The following is a 16,665-nucleotide window of genomic DNA, read 5'->3' as shown; positions in this document are numbered from 1 at the left end:
TTCTATCCATATTCACCCGTCAGGAAATCGTCGGCGAAAGCGGCGCGGTTCCGGGCGAGCTGCGGAGTGTGTGAAATGTCTCAAGATCGGCGTCAAAACGAAAATCATCTGCTGGCAGTGTTGCCTGACCTGGAGTGGGAGCGTCTGTCCCCGCATCTGTCACTTGTGGATATGCCGCTCGGCAACGTCGTCTACGAATCCGGCGATCGCCTCAATTACGTTTACTTCCCAACCACCTGCATCGTCTCGCTGCTGTATGTGATGGAAGACGGTGCGTCCGCCGAAATCGCGATCGTCGGCAACGAAGGGCTCATCGGCATCGCACTTTTCATGGGTGGTGAAACCACGCCGAGCCGCGCGGTCGTACAGAGCGCGGGCAACGCGTATCGCCTGGACGCTCTGATCCTGAAAGAGGAATTTCATCGTGCAGGGCCTGTCCAGCGCCTTTTGCTGCGCTATACCCAGGCGTTGATCACGCAGATGGCGCAGACCGCTGTATGTAATCGTCACCATTCGATCGACCAGCAGTTATGCAGGTGGCTGCTGCTTAGCATCGACCGTCTCTCGTCGAACGAACTGAAGATGACGCAGGAACTGATCGCCAATATGCTCGGCGTGCGCCGTTCCGGAGTAACCGAAGCCGCACTGAAATTGCAGGATGCCGGTTTGATTCGATACAGCCATGGCCACATCGAGGTATTGGACAGGCCGGGACTCGAAAACCGTGTGTGCGAATGTTATAGCGTAGTGAGGCGCGAATTCGACCGGTTGCTGCCCGCTTTGAAAGCGCTATAGAAACGGCGTAAACGGAGAGTGAATTGGACGATCCTTTCAACCTTCAGCGCTTTATCGACGCGCAGGATCCGCTGTACGAACAGGCCTGTGACGAACTGCGCAACGGGCGCAAGCGAAGCCATTGGATGTGGTTCGTGTTTCCGCAGATCCAGGGGCTTGGAACGAGTGCAACGGCGCAGCGGTTCGCGATTTCGTCGTTGGCCGAGGCTGATGCTTACCTGCGCCATCCGGTACTGGGTGAACGGCTGAGGCAATCGACGCAATACGTCAACGTTGTCGAAGATCGTTCAATAGAAGAAATTTTCGGGTATCCGGATTATCTGAAGTTTCACTCGTCGATGACGCTATTCGAACGTGCGGCGATCGACAAAGCACCCTTTGCGGAGGCGCTCAGGAAGTATTTCCACGGGCAGGCCGATCCCCTAACGTCGGAGCGCTTCTAGCAGGCGGTTGCCGGGCCGGCGCAGGCTTGCCACGTCCCGCATTGATTCAACCTACCGCTCATACGGCTGTGCGTGTTGCCATGCCGGAGACGCCTCGAACATGGTGCACCCTTTCAGGCTCGACATGCCACATGCAGTTCGAGTCAGCGACGCGTTCGTCTTTTCTTTTTGGGTTTCGGCGGTGCGAGTGCAGCGGTCCAGAAAGCGGTGGTCCCGCGCTTCGCCGCCGCCGTCGCGTGACCGCGCGCTGAGCCCGCCACTGCATTGGCTCCGCTCAACCACATGCTGAGGAAGGGATTCTTTTTCATCCACGGATTTTTCATGTCAGGCCCGATCGAATAACGGTTGTCCAGTTCATCCCTGATGAAGACCGCAACGGGCATACCTATCAGGCTGCGATCGGTGCGCCGGTGCAATTCGAGCGCGGAACTGATGCTGTCGAACCTAAATCGGCAAATCGTGTGCGCGAGACGGCAGCCGCCGGCGGAAATCGCTTCGCAGACTGAATGCGAATTGAAACCCCAGTTGTACATTCGCGCAGTCGCGCTAACGAACACGTCCGGCCGATCACTTCCGCAGACCTCGCGGTGACTGGGCATACCGTTTGCTCGATTAAGCGTTCAACCGTATGGCCGAGGAGAGCAACATGGAAGCGACGAAGCAGGACAACAAGGCGACTGAATCCGGCGCACACGATGCACTAGCCTTTCTCGAGGCGGAGCATCGCGCAGTCGAAAAATTGTTCACGGCGTTCAAGAAAGCCGCGGACGATGATCTTGAAGCGAAGTCGGCACTCGCGCAGCGTGCCTGCGAGGAGCTATCCATTCACGCGATGCTTGAAGAGGAACTGCTTTATCCGGCGGCGCAGGACGTTCTGCCTGACAGCGACAAGATCGACGTCGAAGAAGCGTACGTCGAGCACTTCCTCGTCAAGACCCTGATCGCGAAGTTTGAAACGATGAAAGCGGGCGACAAGGGCTTCGACGCTACCTTCAAGGTAATGAGCGAGATGGTGGGTCATCATGTGGAGGAAGAAGAGCAGGAGCTCTTTCCGGAACTGCGCAAGTCGAAGTGCAATCTGCGCACGCTGGGCGAGAAAATGGCGAAACGCAAGGCGGAACTGCAGGGCAAGCTCGATGCGGTGGGCAGCAGATCGGTGGGCGACAAGACTGCGGTGCTTTAAGTCCGGCAAAGCGATGTTAGATCTTAGGTCGCGAACGCCAGAGAGTCGACCAAAGAGTCTTGAGGAAGGAACCGCTCGACCAAGTGACTGCCAGCCTAATTGACGGCCGCATACGGCTTGCCATTGTCGCAACAGATGCGCTTGTACAAACAGGCTGTAGCGATTGCATTGAATCAGGCGTGCAAGTCGCGCACGAAGATTCCGAAGAAGAGCGACAAGTGAGGGATGGCGCGCAGTCCTCGGCGTTCGCGAAGGAGGGCGTGGTGATGACGACGAATGAATCAGTCGAAGAAACCGGCGGATGTGCGTGCGGAGCAGTGCGATTTCGCGTCAGCATGCGACCGCGGCGAGTGTCGATATGTCACTGTATGACATGTCGGCGGATACATGGCAACGTGTTTGGCGGTTATGCCATGTTCGAGCGTCGCGCCGTGGAGCTGTCCGGCGCTACGCAGGCGTGGCAGAGTTCGCCCGGGGCGCAAAGACATTTTTGCCCGACATGCGGGTCGGTCGCGTTCATGGAATACAACGACAGCGACGAACTGGATCTTCCGCTTGGAGCCTTTGATCGTGTGGGCCTGTATGAGCCGAGCTACGAGCTTTGGTGTTGCCACAAAGAGCCATGGCTGCCCGCCGGGGTGCGCGCCGAATATAACGAAGACAGACCATAAGGCTTGCTCGATACCAGCGGTCGTAGTTTACGGCGTGGACGCTACGGTCGCCGACCCGTGCCGAACGTGGTCTGCTCGCTTTGACCAGCCGTCAGGTAATCCCGCCGCAATGACCATCTGGGAGTCGCTCTCGCCAGGTAAGAAGTACAACGCCGGTATCGGTTGCCGAAGGGCGATCCACACGGATGCAGGTGAGAACGACCGATTAACGCCGGCGGCCGGTTCTATCCTTGCAGAATGATTTCAACCGACAGCGGCATGAAGTTTGCAGAGGAAGAGACGCCCAACCTTCTGGAGCCGGTCATGCCTACCCAACCTGTCGCGCCTTCGCCCACTGACGAACTCGACACCGTTCCGGACACATCGAGCCCTGCTTACGCCGGCTGTCACCCGCTAACGCGCCTATTCGACCGGTTTGCAAGCCTCGTCACACGATGGGCCGGTTCACCCGCTGCATTCTGCCTTGCCGTGCTGACGATCGTCGCCTGGGTCGTCACAGGGCCTATCTTCCACTACTCGGACGGATGGCAACTGGTCATCAACACAGGCACCACCATCGTCACCTTTCTAATGGTTTTTCTGATCCAGCAGAGCCAGAACAAAGACAGCGTAGCGTTGCATCTAAAGCTGAATGAACTGCTTTCCTCGCATCGAGCCGCAAACAACAAACTGATTGGCATCGAGGACGCGTCTGAGGAAGAACTCCGAAGGCTGGCGGCAGCTTACCTACGTTTGTCTACTCAGTCTGATGCTCAAGTCTCGCCCGGAAAGGGCGGCGTGGTCGAGGAACCGGTCGCGCAGCCCGTCGAAAGTTGACATCAGCGTCGGAGGACAATGTCGCGCGAAGCGTTGCGCCGATGTTTCATGGCCCGCTTTGATGCGCGGAAGCTCAGGATGGAGGACGAGTCGCTCGCCTGGTTGAAGCGATTGCGAGAGGCATTGCGCACGCTCGCGCGCTGTCCCGCAACGGCGGACACGGTGGCTACGTGGCAAAGGCTATTCGATCATGACGGCCTGAAAGCCGGAGAGCGCCTGTTGATCAACTACTGCGTACGCTGCTTTACAGGCGTGTGATCTCACGGTCTATCTGGTCAAACATGGACAGCAGGCGCGTCACTCGCCGGGCACTACCGGGAAGTAATGTCTGCGCTGTTTCGAGCGCCGCAATACGCTGCCGCCAATAGACAAGTCCAAGAACATTGTTAGCGACGAGTTGTGGGAGTATGTGTTCGAGGTGAGTGAGATCTTTTTCAAGCTGATGATGCGACATATTGATCCTTTTTACCGAGATTGAAGCTCCGGAAACCTGACGCTCCGGTCGATATGGCGTGCAGTCCCTCTGCCATTCATCGGCAGAGCCCTGCACGCAGTTCGCCTGGCTTCGCCGACCAACTAGTCCGCGAAGGTAACCAGGAGCCTCGGAAAGAAGGGTTGTGAAGATTTCCTGCGATTATTTTTCTACTCTATCTCGCATGCGGGAGCATGTCTGTACGGTGCCGTACCGCGAAGTTTTCGTTTCTCGCTTGGGAATGGGTAACGACGCTACGAGGCATTCATGTGTGGCGAATCAATATCGAGTTCCGCCGCAGGCCAGTGAATATCCAGTTCCTGCGGGCATTGCCCGAATGCCTGATCCATCGTTGGGTCGTTAAGGATCGAGTCGACTCCGTGTCGCGCTTCTTTTCTTCCGCGACCACTGGCATGCCATCATCCGTCGCATTCTCCGCGGCTTCTCTTCGCCTTCTGTCTTCTTCCAATTCCTCTGTATTGACCTGGTCATCATTCATGATTCTCTCCTGCCGATAAAGAACGGCTCCGCCGACGGGATGCCGGCATCCGTCCCATAGCGTCGGCGATGGGGCGCATTCGTAGTTCGGGCACGGGTCTTCTTTGCGCGTCAGCGCATACGATCTATTTCGTACACGAAGTCCCACCAGCACCGACGTCTGGAATAATTGCGTTGCGGCGAGCGCGGCAACGATTGAGAGCGGCGAGAGACGATTTGAACAGGACGATACAGAAACGCGTTCGTTCAGCGAGCGGCAAGTGCCGCCATTGACTCTTCAGGCCTTGCAGTTAGTGAGCGGATCCGGAACGGCCGCGTGCCGCAATGCCAGAGGCTTGCCGGTCATCAAGTGGATGAGGGTCGGAGACCTCGGCGTCAACTCTCTGCCAACGGCGCTGTATAGCGCCACTTGCTTGCGTTCGAATCAATGCGTTCGTCATTGACGCGCCGTTTTTCCGCCCGTGCACGATCCGCGGTTTCGAGGGAGAGTGCTTGTGCCTGCCGCGACAGAGCATACTCACTCACGTTGCCAGCCGTACGTTGTGTAACTTTAATTTGTGATCGCATGATGATTCCAGAACAAGGGGCACTGAGTGCGACCCATACACTGACTGTATACCTATCGCCCGTTGCAAGCACGCTTTCCTTTACAAAGGTTAAAACCGGAAAGTTAGGGCTCCGTTTTTTTCAAACGCAAAACGGCACGCCGGAAATCTTCTGCGACGTAATCCTTTCGCGCGTTCTCGCAAGAAGGTGTTCATCGAAACAGTGCCCGCGAGGCATTGCGGGCACCTTTGACTCTTCAGCGTCCATCAGAGGGTGTTTATCCGGCGTGCTGAAGTAACCGGCCCAGCATCGTAGGCAACCGATGTCGGGGCCGACTCCATGATCTTCGAGGGCATCTCAGGCGACCGCGCACGACGCGCGCCGCAAGCGTACGAAACCAACCCTTCGAACTAGAACAGCGGGTGCTCGTGCGGATATAGCGCCGTCCTGAGGGCGAAGCCACCTAGGACAACGAAGATAACCGCGGCCAGAATGTGGACCGCCTTGGTCGGCAGACGGTCGGCGAACTTGTGTCCCAGGTAGATGACGGGCACGTTCGCCAGCATCATGCCGAGCGTGGTGCCGGCGACCACCCCGAAGAATTCGTGAAATCGCGCGGCCAGAGCGATCGTGACAACCTGCGTCTTGTCACCCATTTCGGCGAGGAAGAACGTCAGAGCCGTGGTGCCGAACACCCCCATCGGATGCGTGGTCGACACCGCCTCGGCGCCGTCGAGCTTGTCGGGAATCAGAATCCAGACGGCCATGACGGCAAATGATGCGACGACTGCCCAGTTCAGGATCGTGGGACTCAGAACGCTGGCAAGCCATGCTCCCAATGCGCCGGACGCAGCATGATTGATGAGCGTTGCGACAAAGACGCCGAGAATGATCGGAATGGGCTTGCGATATCTGGCGGCCAGCACCAAGGACAACAGTTGGGTCTTGTCGCCAATTTCGGCTAGGCCGACCACGCTGGTCGAAACGAGGAACGATTGCATAGGTTGGGGGCCGGGCCGCGCAATAAGCACGCGATGACGCGCATTCCGGCGACCCGGTCAGGTCGGAATGCGGGTCATCGGTCTTGCCAGGCATAGTGCTGTGCACGCCATGGCGGTCTGTCGACCACCAAGTATGTTGACGGGCACCCTCGAGCTTTGCGGTCGAGGCGGCTACTCCCCAATGAGAGGAGCGATTCTACAGTGTCTCGGCCGGGTAACGCAAATCGTCAGCTTTCCGAAAGTGGGGGATACCGTTCATAGGGAGCCGTCATGGCTTCCTTTCGCATTTGTCAGGCAGAAGCGGGCAAGAGCCGACGAGAAGTTGCAACGGCACGAAGTGGACTTCCGCAGCAGTTTCCGCCAACTCGGGCCCAACCTTGAATAACAGGAATATCGAGTGCAGCACGGCGGATTTGCCGAACATCCCGGACGCATTCGCTCCCGTGCCGCCGGAGACATCGCTCGCTGGGCTGGTGTTTCTTTGCGACGCAAAGCATTCGTGTGATAACGATCACCTGGTTGCAAACTACTACAGCGTTTATGCAACCGATCAGATTGACGTGGCCGACAAACTGAAAGTGCGCGCGGGCGTGCGCAAGGACTGGTTGGACACGTCGCTCACGCCGAATATCACGGTGTCTGGCCGGTTCGATACGGAGGGGCAACCGCTCGTCGCCGGTGTGACCGACTCACGCGACGATGCGCCGGTAAGCTGGAATATTGGCGTGCTGTACAAGGCACTGCCGTGGATGTCGCCGTACCTCGGTGTGTCGAAGAGCCATCTCGCCAACTTAAACTCCGAAAATACGCAAAATGGATTCGGTGCTCCCGAATCCGCGTTGCAATACGATGCGGGCATCAAGTTCTCGTTTCTCGACGACCGGTATGTCCTCAATACAGCGCTATTCGACGTAGAGCGCGATAACGTGGCTGCGCTGACCACGATCAGCAATATGGAAAGCGTCGACCTCAACATTCACAATCTCACAGACCGGCGCTACTTCATTGCCGCGAATGCTGCGGGAGCGTATGTCGGTGAATCGTTGAGTGCGTGTGAACCTCCACGCCAATTTTTGAGCCTGGAGAAATGTGGCCCGGATGAAGTCGCGGGGCAATCAACTGGATTGATGGATGTCGGGACGGCGACGCAGTGTGTGTCGCCTGTCACCCTTACATCCGCCGCGCCAGCGTCTCTGAGGGGGATTCGCCGAATCGCTTCTTGTACTCGATCGAGAATCGCCCCAGGTGAAAGAAGCCGCAATCCATGGCGACGTCCGAGACATGAACACCGGTGGTCGCTTCCCGAAGAATCTGATACGCCCTGTCGAGGCGGATTTGCCGCAGATACTGCGTGGGACTGATGCCCCGGAACTGTTGAAAGCCATCACGGAGTGTCCGCTCGGCCAGCCCTAGCGCGATTGCTATATCCGGCAGTCGCAAGACTTCTCCGCAATGTTCCTGCATGAAATCCTCGGCCCGCTTGACGAAGCCTGGTGACGCCGTCCGACGATTCGGCTCGGGTGCCACTGCAACGAGACCAGGGGTCAGCAACTCGATCAGAAGGCGGCCCATCTGCCTGCCGACGCCCTCATTTTTCCGGGCGAGATCGAGCAGAGCCGATGAATTGGCAATCAGATTGAGTTGTTGCAACCAGCCTACGAGCGCCGGACTGTCGACATGAAGGTGCGAGCCGTGACCCAGGCCCGCAGGCCACGCTTGAGTGCCGAGGAAACCGGTGTCGATGCGCACGATAAACTGCTCGCAATCCGGCGAAAGGACGGCGTCGAATGGCTCGCCGGCCGCGCACAGAACCGCGTTCGACTGATCCGCGCAGACAATTCGCCCCCTTGTCCGAACCTCCGCCTGACCGCTGACGCAAAACATCAGCAGGTGATAGCCGTCAACCGCCTCGACGTCGACGCGCATCGCGGTGCCAAACGCAATCGTGCCGATCCCGACTCCGCCGAGCCTGACAAAGTCCATATGTGAGCGGCCTGCCTTGGCGCCAGAGGGCACGAGCTGGTGGGGCTGCATCACACCGGAAATGCGCTCGCGTGTTTCATCGAGATCGGCGGATTCGAAGAGTCTGAATTCGCGCAAGGCCAGCGCGCTAAACGGAGACTTGAGCATGACTAACCGGCGGGTAGATGTGGCAATGATTCAACTGCGAAAGTGTGGCTGAAAAATAATCACGGCGATACACGATCCAACCCTCGCGACGAAACTTGCCGAAACTGGATAGCGCGGCCGAATTCCACCGGAATTGGATAGCGATTGCGTTTCGGCGGCCTCAGCATTGCTCCACGATGATATTCCAAACAAGGAGGAGCATGATGCAAACGACTGAGATGCCACTGCGGCCAGCCGGCGAACTGGACGATGATTTCGTCAGATTTCCGCATACTGACGGCTCGCGTGTCCCGTACAAGGTGTTCAGCTCTCAAGCGGTCTTCGAACGGGAGCAGGCGCGGATTTTTCGCGGTCCGACATGGAACTTTGTGGCCCTCGAGGCCGAGATTCCGAATATCGGGGACTTCAAGAGCACGTTCGTCGGCGACACACCGGTGGTTGTTACCCGCATGGAAGACGGCGTGGTTGCTGCGTGGGTCAATCGCTGCGCGCACCGCGGCGCGATGGTTTGCCGAAAGTCGCGCGGCAACGCAACGTCGCACACCTGCGTCTATCACCAGTGGAGTTTCGACAACGCGGGCAATCTGCTCGGCGTCCCGTTTCGCCGCGGGCAGAAAGGCATGTCCGGGATGCCCGCGGACTTCGATCCGAAGGCGCACAGTCTGAAGCAACTGCGCGTTGAGGTCTATCGCGGCCTCGTATTTGCGACGTTCAGCGACGAAGTAGTTCCGTTGCCGGAATACCTTGGCAATGAAATGCGCCCGTGGATCGACAGGATCTTCCACAAGCCCATCGAGTATCTCGGTTGCACACGCCAGTTCTCCAACTCGAACTGGAAGCTCTACATGGAGAACGTGAAGGATCCGTACCATGCGAGCATGCTGCACCTCTTTCACACCACCTTCAATATCTTCCGTGTGGGCATGAAAGCGCGCTCGATTCCGGATGCGAATCACGGCCTGCACAGCATCATCACCGTGACGAAGACGGGAGAAGACACGTCGGACGCGTACAAGCAGCAGAACATCCGCTCGTTCGACGAGGGCTTCGCGCTGGAAGACGATTCGATTCTCGCGCTCGTTTCCGAATTCGAAGAAGACACGACCAATCACATCCAGCCGATTTTCCCGCAGCTTGTGATCCAGCAGATTCATAACACGCTGGTCGCACGTCAATTGCTGGCGAAGGGGCCGGACAGCTTCGAGCTGATTTTTCACTTCTTCGGCTATACGGACGACACCCCCGAAATGCGTGCGCTGCGCATCAAACAGGCCAACCTCGTCGGGCCGGCAGGGTACATCTCGATGGAGGACACCGAGGCCACCGAACTCGTGCAGCAAGGTACCGTGCGGGACGCCGACGCGACCTCGGTCATCGAGATGTCGCGTGGAAATCCGGATCAGCAGGACACGGTCATCACGGAAAGCCTGATCCGAAAGTTCTGGGTCGGCTATCAGAAGCTCATGGGTTATTGAACGAAGGGGTGTCGAGAGATGGAACAGGAAACACAACTGTGGCTTGAGCTTCATATGCTGCAAAGCCGCTACGTCAATGCACTGGACAACGATCGTCTCGAAGCCTGGCCCGACTTTTTCGTCGAAGACTGCCTGTACGAGATCGTTCCTCGCGAAAATGATGACGCCGGTTTGCCAATCGGCATCATTCACTGCACGAACAAGCGCATGTTGCGCGATCGGGTCGTGTCGCTGCGTAACGCGAACATCTTCGAAGAGCACTCGTATCGCCACATGACGTCCGGCCTGACGGTCCTCGAACAGTCCGCGGATCAAGTGCGCACGGAGAGCAGTTACATCGTCGTTCAAACGCTGACAAACGGTGAGTCGTTCGTCTACCAGGCGGGTCGTTATCTTGACCGCGTGGTTCGAACGTCCGATGGCTGGCGCTACGCTGAAAAGCGGGTGATCTACGACACGTCGCGAGTACGGACGCTGCTCGCCACGCCGATCTGAACGGAGCTTCGAATGTCGGAAATGATTCAGTGGATTGACGTGGGCGCGACAAGTGACTTCACGGAGGACGAGCCTGCACAGGTTGCAATCGGCGCGCACCCCGTCGCGGTGTTCCGCACAGAGGGCGAATGGTTTGCGCTGCACGACCTGTGCTCTCACGGTCATGCGCGGCTGTCCGAAGGGTTCGTCGAGAATGGTTGCGTCGAATGCCCGCTTCACCAGGGGCTGATCGACCTGCGCTCGGGTGCACCGTGCTCCGCTCCGATTACCGAACCGGTTCGCACGTATCCGATTCGTGTGATCAACGACCGGGTGGAAGTCGGCAGTACCGGAACAGAGTGACGGTCGGTCAATTGCGGGAGCTGTGCTATGCAGAGTCAAAATCTTATTATTGTCGGTGGCGGTCAAGCCGGCCGCAGGGCAGCGGAGGTGTTGCGTGAGCGCGCGCCCGACGCGCGCATCTGCATCATTGGTGACGAAACCCATCTGCCGTATGACCGGCCGTCGCTTTCGAAAGATGCGCTGCTCGACGCAGAGCGGGAGCGGCATGCGTTCATTCGAAACGTCGATTACTACCGGAGCCAGCGTATTGAAGTGCGCCTGGGACTGAAAGTCACGGCGATCCATCGTGCGGACCGCCTGCTCACCTTGAGCGATGGTTCGGCGGTCTCTTACGACCGTCTTCTGCTGGCGACTGGGTCGCGCGTCCGCAAATTGCAAGGTGGCCCCGTGCATTACCTGCGCACGCTCGACGATGCCCGGAATCTGAGGATGCGGCTCGCACAAGGGGCGCGAGTCGTGATCGTGGGAGGCGGATTCGTTGGACTGGAGGTCGCGGCAACCGCCATCGGCCGAGGATGTGCAGTGACGCTCGTCGAGCCGGCTGACCGGTTGCTCAAGCGTTCGATGCCGCCGGAAGTCAGCGAGTTCATGCGACAGCTCCACGTAAGTCGCGGCGTGGAGTTTCGCCTTGGAGCGCAGGTCACGGATATCCAACAGGCGCTGGACGGTTCCGTGCGCGTTGCAACCAGCGAAGGTGACCTGTTTGCGGACGTAGTCGTGGCCGGAATTGGCGTAGTCCCCAACACGGAACTGGCTGAGCAGGCAGGGCTTGAGGTTAGAGATGGCATTGTGGTCAATGACGAATGCCGTACTTCTGACCCGGACATTTTTGCTGCCGGCGAGGTCACACAGCACTTCGTCACGTCGATCGGACGTCACGTGCGTGTCGAATCCTGGCAGGTCGCGGAGAAGCAGCCGGCAGTGGCGGCCGCCAACATGCTCGGTGCGACCGAGCGCTATGACGAAACACCGTGGCTCTGGTCGGATCAGTACGACTGCAATGTGCAATCGCTTGGCATTTTCGAAGGCGCTCACACGGTGGTCCTGCGTGGGACGATTGCCGATGGCACTTTCAGCATGATCGGCCTCAATGACGCCGGCAACGTACGGGCTGCGGTAACGGTCAACAATGGCAAGGACATGGCTATATTCGTAAGAATGGTCGCTGGTGGTCCGGTAGACGCGAATCAGTTGGCCGATACGTCCGTCTCGCTTCGCTCGCTGCTCAAGCGATAACGGCCTGCGGTGTTTCTCGAGAGGCTGATCTTGCCGGATGCAAGAGTAGCCTCTTTTCGCGTTTATTGTCCGCTAACGAATTTATTGCGGGTAGTCCATCGGAATGCGGATCGACCGGATTGCCGTTAGTGCGTTCGAGAACGCCTTAGCGTGGCTCAGCTTGGCTTCGATTCGCCCACATGCTCGTTCGGAGCAGCCGGTCTGGTTTCGGTTCGCACAGGTGCGGCCGCCGCGGCGCATCCCGGCCACCGTTGTGCCCGATGCGCACCGTCGCAATAGGGCTTGCTCTCCGAGTGCCCGCATCGACAGAGACTGAAGATGCCACTGTTCGGGAAGCGGTTGCCCAACGCGTCGACGATTTCAAACTCACCGACCAGGTGAAGCGGGCCGGCGTCCATGATTTGACCTTTGACGATAGACATAGCAGTGCCAGGTGGAAACTGATTATTGCGGAGCGACGCTCGTATTCGACGTCGACGCCGACGCCGGATCGGAGCTGGCTTCGCTTTGCGGTGCTCTCGGAGAGCTCGCGAACCCAGCCGTCTCGTGCGATGCATCACAGAACGGCAGCCGCGTCGACAGGCCGCATCGGCACAACGTGTAGACCTTGCGAGCGCGCACGATCTGCCCGTTGTCATCCACAAGTTCGAATTCGCCCGTCAGTTGCATTGGACCGTTGTCGACTATCTGAACCCTGTTCGTCATGGAGAATGTCCGTTTTGTCGTGGTAAGTAACGTCGCTTGCCGTTATCGATCGGATTTCCCGACGCCTTGCAGGTCCGGATGCACGGCTTCCACCGGCTGACCCAGCGAATAGAAAGCCCCGCGATTGCAGACTAGCGGTCGATCATCTGTGCGGTGAATCTGCAATGCCTCGCCGACCAGAATGGTGTGGTCACCGCCTTCGTATGCAGCCCAGCGGCGGCATAGAAACCAGCCCATCGTGCCGGTGAGAATAGGGGTATCCGCGACCCATTCATGCGGGGGATCCCAACGCTCAGGTATCCGGTTGGCGAAGTAGTGGCCGTGAAAGCCCTGGTTTTCAGCCAGGATATTGATTGCGTAGTAGTTGTCGCTTGACAGAAACGCATGCGATTTCGCGGTCTTCGCGATACTGACGGCTACCAGTTGAGGGTCGACTGAAACAGCTGCAAATGAACTCGCGGTCATTGCGTGCATGCCGCCCTGGCCGTCTGGCATTGAAACGACGGTGACGCCCGTCGTAAAGGCTCGGAGTCCTTTGCGGAACTCTTCGGGATCTATCTTCAACACTAGCCTCGCAGGTAGGGTTTTGTGGGCGTGCGCACCTGTATGCGCTGGTTAAGTCCTATCGTTGCACTCGCCGGTCGCGATATCAAGACGAAGCCATGAAACGTCACGTTCCATGCTGGGAACGAGGTGGTGAGCGAACGCGGATGCGAGCGGCGGCGCAGCACTCTCAAAGAGTGCTGGAAATCCCGGTTTGACAGATGTTTTTGTCACCGTTACAAGTCGTCAGCTAAGTAATGCGCTGCAGTTTGCCGGGTGGAAAGCATTTTGTTGCAATCGGGAACGGCATCAGCTTCAATGGTTCGGCATCCAGAAACCTATGATTGAACTCATCGACATTCGCGTATTTTCGAAACTTTCCGAGTTGATGAGCTTCAGTGCGGTAGCCCGGGTGCTGGCGATGCCGAAATCCTCAGTCAGCCGGTCTCTGTCCCGGCTTGAAGAGCATCTGGGCGTGGCGCTGATTATCCGGTCCAATCGCAAGGTGGCGTTGACCGATACCGGCCTGCTGTTCGCCGAGTCGGCAAAGAAGATACTCAACGAGGTCGAAGAAGCGGAGGAGAAAGTCGGGCAGGTGCGACTGACGCCACGAGGACTTCTGCGGGTCAGCTCGCCGGTAACGCCCGGGCAGTTCATGATCGCGCCACTTGTCCCCGCCTATCTCGCTGCCTATCCGGACGTCCAGGTGTCGCTGGAGCTCACCAGCAGCAAGATGGAGCCGCTGACGGACGAAATGGATGTTGTCATTCGGACCGGCGCCCTGGAAGACTCCAGACTGGTTGCGAGAAGACTGGGGAGTGCCCGGCTGGTCCTGGTTTCAACTCCTGCCTATCTCCGCGCGAGCGGCACACCCGAGTCGCCGGACGACCTCCCGGCCCATTTTCTGCTCGACATTGCCGACGGCCCGTCCGAGTGGCGCTTGCGTCGAGCGGAGGAGTTGTCGACTATCGGCGTCCATCCGCGCTTCTTTGCCAATGACACGAGCACGCTCCGGACAGTCTTGCTGTCTGGAGCAGGATTGGCCTGGTTGCCTGACTATCTGTGTCGGCAAGACATGGCAGATGGCAGATTGGTGCGCGTGATGCCGGATTGGGAAAGAGGCGAGCGGGAGATCAACGCGGTCTTTCCGCGGCACCGAACGCTGTCGCCAAAAGTACGGTCATTCGTGGACTTTCTGGCCACTCATTTCAGCAGCGAAAAGCGCTAGATCTCGCTACGCCGACCTGCTTCCCCGAGCGGGAAATCCACTTGCCCTGGCGCTCCACGCGTGTCCGGTTTGCACGGGTTTTCGTTGCTATCGCCCGTCGCACCCGAACCGACAATGGCTCGACGTGACGCCCGTTCTCCAGGCTAGATCTGAACGCTGCCTCATCCGCTCACTCGCGTCCTGCATTGCAGTTCAAACAGTCTTTTGCCGAATCCCATAGACATGTTCTCGCTAACACCGTGAAAACCCGGATGACCAGATTCGGAATGTGGTGTTCCAGTCCGGAGCCTTGTGCGCCGAATAATGGCTGGGCACTTTTGAGTCATTACGCGGAGCACGGAACGGCCAACTCAATCAATAAAACGTGCCGTCACGCAAGCAGCGATTTTGTGGAACTCGTCAATACAAGGGGACGAAAGTGAAGTCATGGCTCTATCCAGGCGTTGCAGCTGTCGTTGCAACGGCCGCACCAATCGCTTACGCGCAGAGTTCCGTTACATTGTACGGAATCCTTGACGTTGGCATTCAGTACACCACCAATCAGGGTGGTCACCACAGTGTGCAGGAGGCCAGCAGCATGATGCGTGGAGACCGATGGGGTCTTCAAGGCCGTGAGGATCTTGGCGCGGGGCTCAGGGCGGTATTCAGGCTCGAAAGCGGATTTTCCCTGAACAACGGCGTGCTAGGCCAGAGCACAGCGACTGCCCAGCGGATATTCGGTCGCTATGCCTACGTCGGACTGGCAAACGACAAGGTGCAGGTGCTATTCGGAAGGCAGCCCGACTTCATGCTCGACTACCTGCAGACTACGGCGAATTCCTGGTACGGCACGTCGCTTGAGTTTCACCCCGCAATCAACGCCAACTTCTTTGGGAACAACGGCAGCAATCCCTCGCTCGATCGCATTGGGGGAGGCGAAGTCGACAGTTCAGTGAAGGCGACGTGGAGTCCGGTGGAGTCACTGCACTTTGGCGCGATGTACGGGTTCGGCGATGCCCCAGGGATCGGATCGCCCAATAGCACGCAAAGCTATGGCGCGACATGGACAACGACCGGTGCGCTTCTGGGCGCCGTCTACACCACGCGGAAGGACAATCTGACGCCGGGAACGCTGCGTACGCTAGGCGTCGGCGGCACGGCGACTTTGGGCGATTTCATGTTCAATGCGCTCTATACCAACTCACGGTGGACGCTGACAGGCGACGTCGCCGACATTTTTGATGTCGGTGTCCGGTACAACATCACGCCGTTCCAGGTTGTCGGAGTGGAATACACGTTCCTCGACAAGAACAATGGTCCGAAAAATGTCTTCTATGCAAGTATCCGCAGCACATACGGCGTGATCTACGACTACAGGTTCAGCAAGGCCACGGACATTTACGTGACCTACGTCTTCCAGCATGCGACGGGCGGCCGTCAGGCCCAGCTATTCGGAATGTCACTCAGCTCGAGTTCCGCGCAGGGTGTTGCGGCAATCGGCCTGCGCCACTACTTCTAAAAGAGACTGGCCGCTGCGGACTGAAGACCGCAGCGGCCAGTTTCGGAATGGCGGGTTGTGCGACGACGTGAGCCCCGCCACATAGGAAAGTGTCTACCCGCACGACACGATTCAAACAATCGACCTCAGGTGGTTTCCACCGCCTTCTGCTTGCGGATGCGTGGCGGGTCATAAATGCTCAGCAACATCAACCAGCCCTCGCCAATATTTCGGATCGCATGCACCACGCCGCGCGGAATCCGGACGACCGATCCTGCCTTGACCTGATAACACCGGTCGGCGATGTCAATTTCGCCTTCGCCATCGAGGATATAAAACGCGTGGTTGTCCTGATCGATATGCAATGGCGAAAATCCGCCAGGCGCAACCTTCGCGATATCGATGTTGTAGGCGTCGGTGTATTCGGTGCCCAGAATGTTGAAGATGAATTCGTAGCCGCGTGATCCTTCAATCTGATGCGATCTCCACGGCGTATCGAAAGTATGGGTGATGTGGTTCATTCCAGTCCTCTCTTGATGATGGTGGCACTGTTGCCCAGGCGCGCTGGTTGGAAGTCGAAACATGACCGTCGCATTTTGAGCCGCCATG

At 58.1% G+C, this 16,665-nt stretch carries 20 protein-coding genes, 1 pseudogene and 1 riboswitch; of the genes and pseudogenes, 12 read left to right on the top strand and 9 right to left on the bottom strand.

The annotated features are described in order from the left end of the window. Window positions 1-75: 75 nt before the first annotated feature. Together HF916_RS38420 and HF916_RS38415 are read left to right on the top strand one after the other, a co-directional pair. Window positions 76-795 carry a Crp/Fnr family transcriptional regulator gene (locus tag HF916_RS38420; protein ID WP_168795790.1) on the top strand — a complete coding sequence of 240 codons (720 nt, stop codon included), beginning with the start codon at window positions 76-78 and terminating at the stop codon, window positions 793-795. Between the two features lie 23 nt (window positions 796-818). Continuing rightward, window positions 819-1,238, top strand: coding sequence for a DUF1810 domain-containing protein (locus HF916_RS38415; protein ID WP_168793955.1), 420 nt, complete (start codon window positions 819-821; stop codon window positions 1,236-1,238). 143 nt (window positions 1,239-1,381) lie between these two features. Here the strand turns inward: HF916_RS38415 and HF916_RS38410 are convergent, their stop codons facing one another. Further along, entirely contained in the window at window positions 1,382-1,621 is a 240-nt protein-coding gene (locus HF916_RS38410) for a hypothetical protein (RefSeq protein WP_240975667.1), read from the bottom strand. Between the two features lie 263 nt (window positions 1,622-1,884). Here HF916_RS38410 and HF916_RS38405 point away from each other — a divergent pair, with 263 nt between their 5' ends. From HF916_RS38405 to HF916_RS38395, 3 genes are all read left to right on the top strand, one after another. Next, entirely contained in the window at window positions 1,885-2,421 is a 537-nt protein-coding gene (locus HF916_RS38405; RefSeq protein WP_168793954.1) for a hemerythrin domain-containing protein, read from the top strand. Window positions 2,422-2,687: 266 nt separating this feature from the next. After that, window positions 2,688-3,092, top strand: coding sequence for a GFA family protein (locus HF916_RS38400; RefSeq protein WP_168793953.1), 405 nt, complete (start codon window positions 2,688-2,690; stop codon window positions 3,090-3,092). A gap of 303 nt (window positions 3,093-3,395) precedes the next feature. Further along, window positions 3,396-3,908 (top strand): low affinity iron permease family protein, encoded by a 513-nt coding sequence (locus tag HF916_RS38395; protein WP_168795789.1) that lies wholly within the window; start codon window positions 3,396-3,398, stop codon window positions 3,906-3,908. 244 nt (window positions 3,909-4,152) lie between these two features. On the opposite strand, the gene HF916_RS38390 is transcribed toward HF916_RS38395, so the two are convergent. The 3 genes from HF916_RS38390 to HF916_RS38380 all read right to left on the bottom strand — a co-directional run bounded on the left by HF916_RS38390 (window position 4,153) and on the right by HF916_RS38380 (window position 6,425). Next, window positions 4,153-4,458 carry a hypothetical protein gene (locus HF916_RS38390; protein WP_240975666.1) on the bottom strand — a complete coding sequence of 102 codons (306 nt, stop codon included), beginning with the start codon at window positions 4,456-4,458 and terminating at the stop codon, window positions 4,153-4,155. Window positions 4,459-4,645: 187 nt separating this feature from the next. Beyond that, window positions 4,646-4,879, bottom strand: coding sequence for a hypothetical protein (locus HF916_RS38385; RefSeq protein WP_168792182.1), 234 nt, complete (start codon window positions 4,877-4,879; stop codon window positions 4,646-4,648). A 955-nt stretch (window positions 4,880-5,834) separates the two neighbouring features. Further along, the gene (locus tag HF916_RS38380) at window positions 5,835-6,425 is read right to left on the bottom strand and encodes a TMEM165/GDT1 family protein (protein ID WP_106307143.1); all 591 of its coding nucleotides are present in this window, start codon (window positions 6,423-6,425) and stop codon (window positions 5,835-5,837) included. A 9-nt stretch (window positions 6,426-6,434) separates the two neighbouring features. Further along, window positions 6,435-6,617: riboswitch (yybP-ykoY riboswitch) on the bottom strand. A 251-nt stretch (window positions 6,618-6,868) separates the two neighbouring features. On the opposite strand from HF916_RS38380, the pseudogene HF916_RS51185 reads away from it, so the two are divergent. Beyond that, window positions 6,869-7,321 (top strand): annotated as a pseudogene (locus tag HF916_RS51185) (TonB-dependent receptor domain-containing protein); the annotation flags it as partial. A gap of 274 nt (window positions 7,322-7,595) precedes the next feature. Here HF916_RS51185 and andR read toward each other — a convergent pair. Next, a complete protein-coding gene (andR, locus tag HF916_RS38370) occupies window positions 7,596-8,555 on the bottom strand; it encodes an anthranilate 1,2-dioxygenase regulatory protein AndR (protein ID WP_168793952.1) in 960 nt (319 codons plus the stop codon). Window positions 8,556-8,758: 203 nt separating this feature from the next. Here andR and andAc point away from each other — a divergent pair, with 203 nt between their 5' ends. Genes andAc through HF916_RS38350 form a run of 4 tightly spaced genes read left to right on the top strand, consistent with a single transcriptional unit; the run spans window position 8,759 to window position 12,103 of the window. Further along, complete coding sequence (gene andAc / locus HF916_RS38365) at window positions 8,759-10,030, top strand: anthranilate 1,2-dioxygenase large subunit AndAc (RefSeq protein WP_168793951.1); 1,272 nt, start codon at window positions 8,759-8,761, stop codon at window positions 10,028-10,030. An 18-nt stretch (window positions 10,031-10,048) separates the two neighbouring features. Next, window positions 10,049-10,525, top strand: coding sequence for an anthranilate 1,2-dioxygenase small subunit AndAd (gene andAd, locus HF916_RS38360; RefSeq protein ID WP_168793950.1), 477 nt, complete (start codon window positions 10,049-10,051; stop codon window positions 10,523-10,525). Between the two features lie 12 nt (window positions 10,526-10,537). Beyond that, entirely contained in the window at window positions 10,538-10,867 is a 330-nt protein-coding gene (gene andAb / locus HF916_RS38355) for an anthranilate 1,2-dioxygenase ferredoxin subunit AndAb (RefSeq protein WP_168793949.1), read from the top strand. 27 nt (window positions 10,868-10,894) lie between these two features. Continuing rightward, window positions 10,895-12,103 carry an NAD(P)/FAD-dependent oxidoreductase gene (locus tag HF916_RS38350; RefSeq protein WP_168793948.1) on the top strand — a complete coding sequence of 403 codons (1,209 nt, stop codon included), beginning with the start codon at window positions 10,895-10,897 and terminating at the stop codon, window positions 12,101-12,103. A 155-nt stretch (window positions 12,104-12,258) separates the two neighbouring features. Here HF916_RS38350 and HF916_RS38345 read toward each other — a convergent pair whose 3' ends face one another. The 3 genes from HF916_RS38345 to HF916_RS38335 are packed head-to-tail and all read right to left on the bottom strand — an operon-like array spanning window position 12,259 to window position 13,372. Then, window positions 12,259-12,501: a CDGSH iron-sulfur domain-containing protein gene (locus HF916_RS38345; protein ID WP_240975836.1), complete on the bottom strand. Its 243-nt coding sequence runs from the start codon at window positions 12,499-12,501 to the stop codon at window positions 12,259-12,261. 46 nt (window positions 12,502-12,547) lie between these two features. Further along, window positions 12,548-12,808, bottom strand: coding sequence for a CDGSH iron-sulfur domain-containing protein (locus HF916_RS38340; RefSeq protein WP_168793946.1), 261 nt, complete (start codon window positions 12,806-12,808; stop codon window positions 12,548-12,550). Window positions 12,809-12,850: 42 nt separating this feature from the next. Then, a complete protein-coding gene (locus tag HF916_RS38335; protein WP_168793945.1) occupies window positions 12,851-13,372 on the bottom strand; it encodes a flavin reductase family protein in 522 nt (173 codons plus the stop codon). Between the two features lie 319 nt (window positions 13,373-13,691). Here HF916_RS38335 and HF916_RS38330 point away from each other — a divergent pair, with 319 nt between their 5' ends. Next, window positions 13,692-14,579: a LysR substrate-binding domain-containing protein gene (locus tag HF916_RS38330; protein WP_168793944.1), complete on the top strand. Its 888-nt coding sequence runs from the start codon at window positions 13,692-13,694 to the stop codon at window positions 14,577-14,579. Window positions 14,580-14,943: 364 nt separating this feature from the next. Next, complete coding sequence (locus tag HF916_RS38325) at window positions 14,944-16,077, top strand: porin (protein ID WP_168793943.1); 1,134 nt, start codon at window positions 14,944-14,946, stop codon at window positions 16,075-16,077. 125 nt (window positions 16,078-16,202) lie between these two features. Here the strand turns inward: HF916_RS38325 and HF916_RS38320 are convergent, their stop codons facing one another. Continuing rightward, entirely contained in the window at window positions 16,203-16,664 is a 462-nt protein-coding gene (locus tag HF916_RS38320; RefSeq protein WP_168793942.1) for a cupin domain-containing protein, read from the bottom strand. Window position 16,665: the final 1 nt, after the last annotated feature.

The organism is Paraburkholderia aromaticivorans (assembly GCF_012689525.1).
In the GTDB taxonomy this organism is placed as follows: domain Bacteria; phylum Pseudomonadota; class Gammaproteobacteria; order Burkholderiales; family Burkholderiaceae; genus Paraburkholderia; species Paraburkholderia aromaticivorans_A.
The sequence above is the reverse complement of the archived record's forward strand: the minus strand, read 5'-3'. Positions and strand labels throughout refer to the sequence as shown.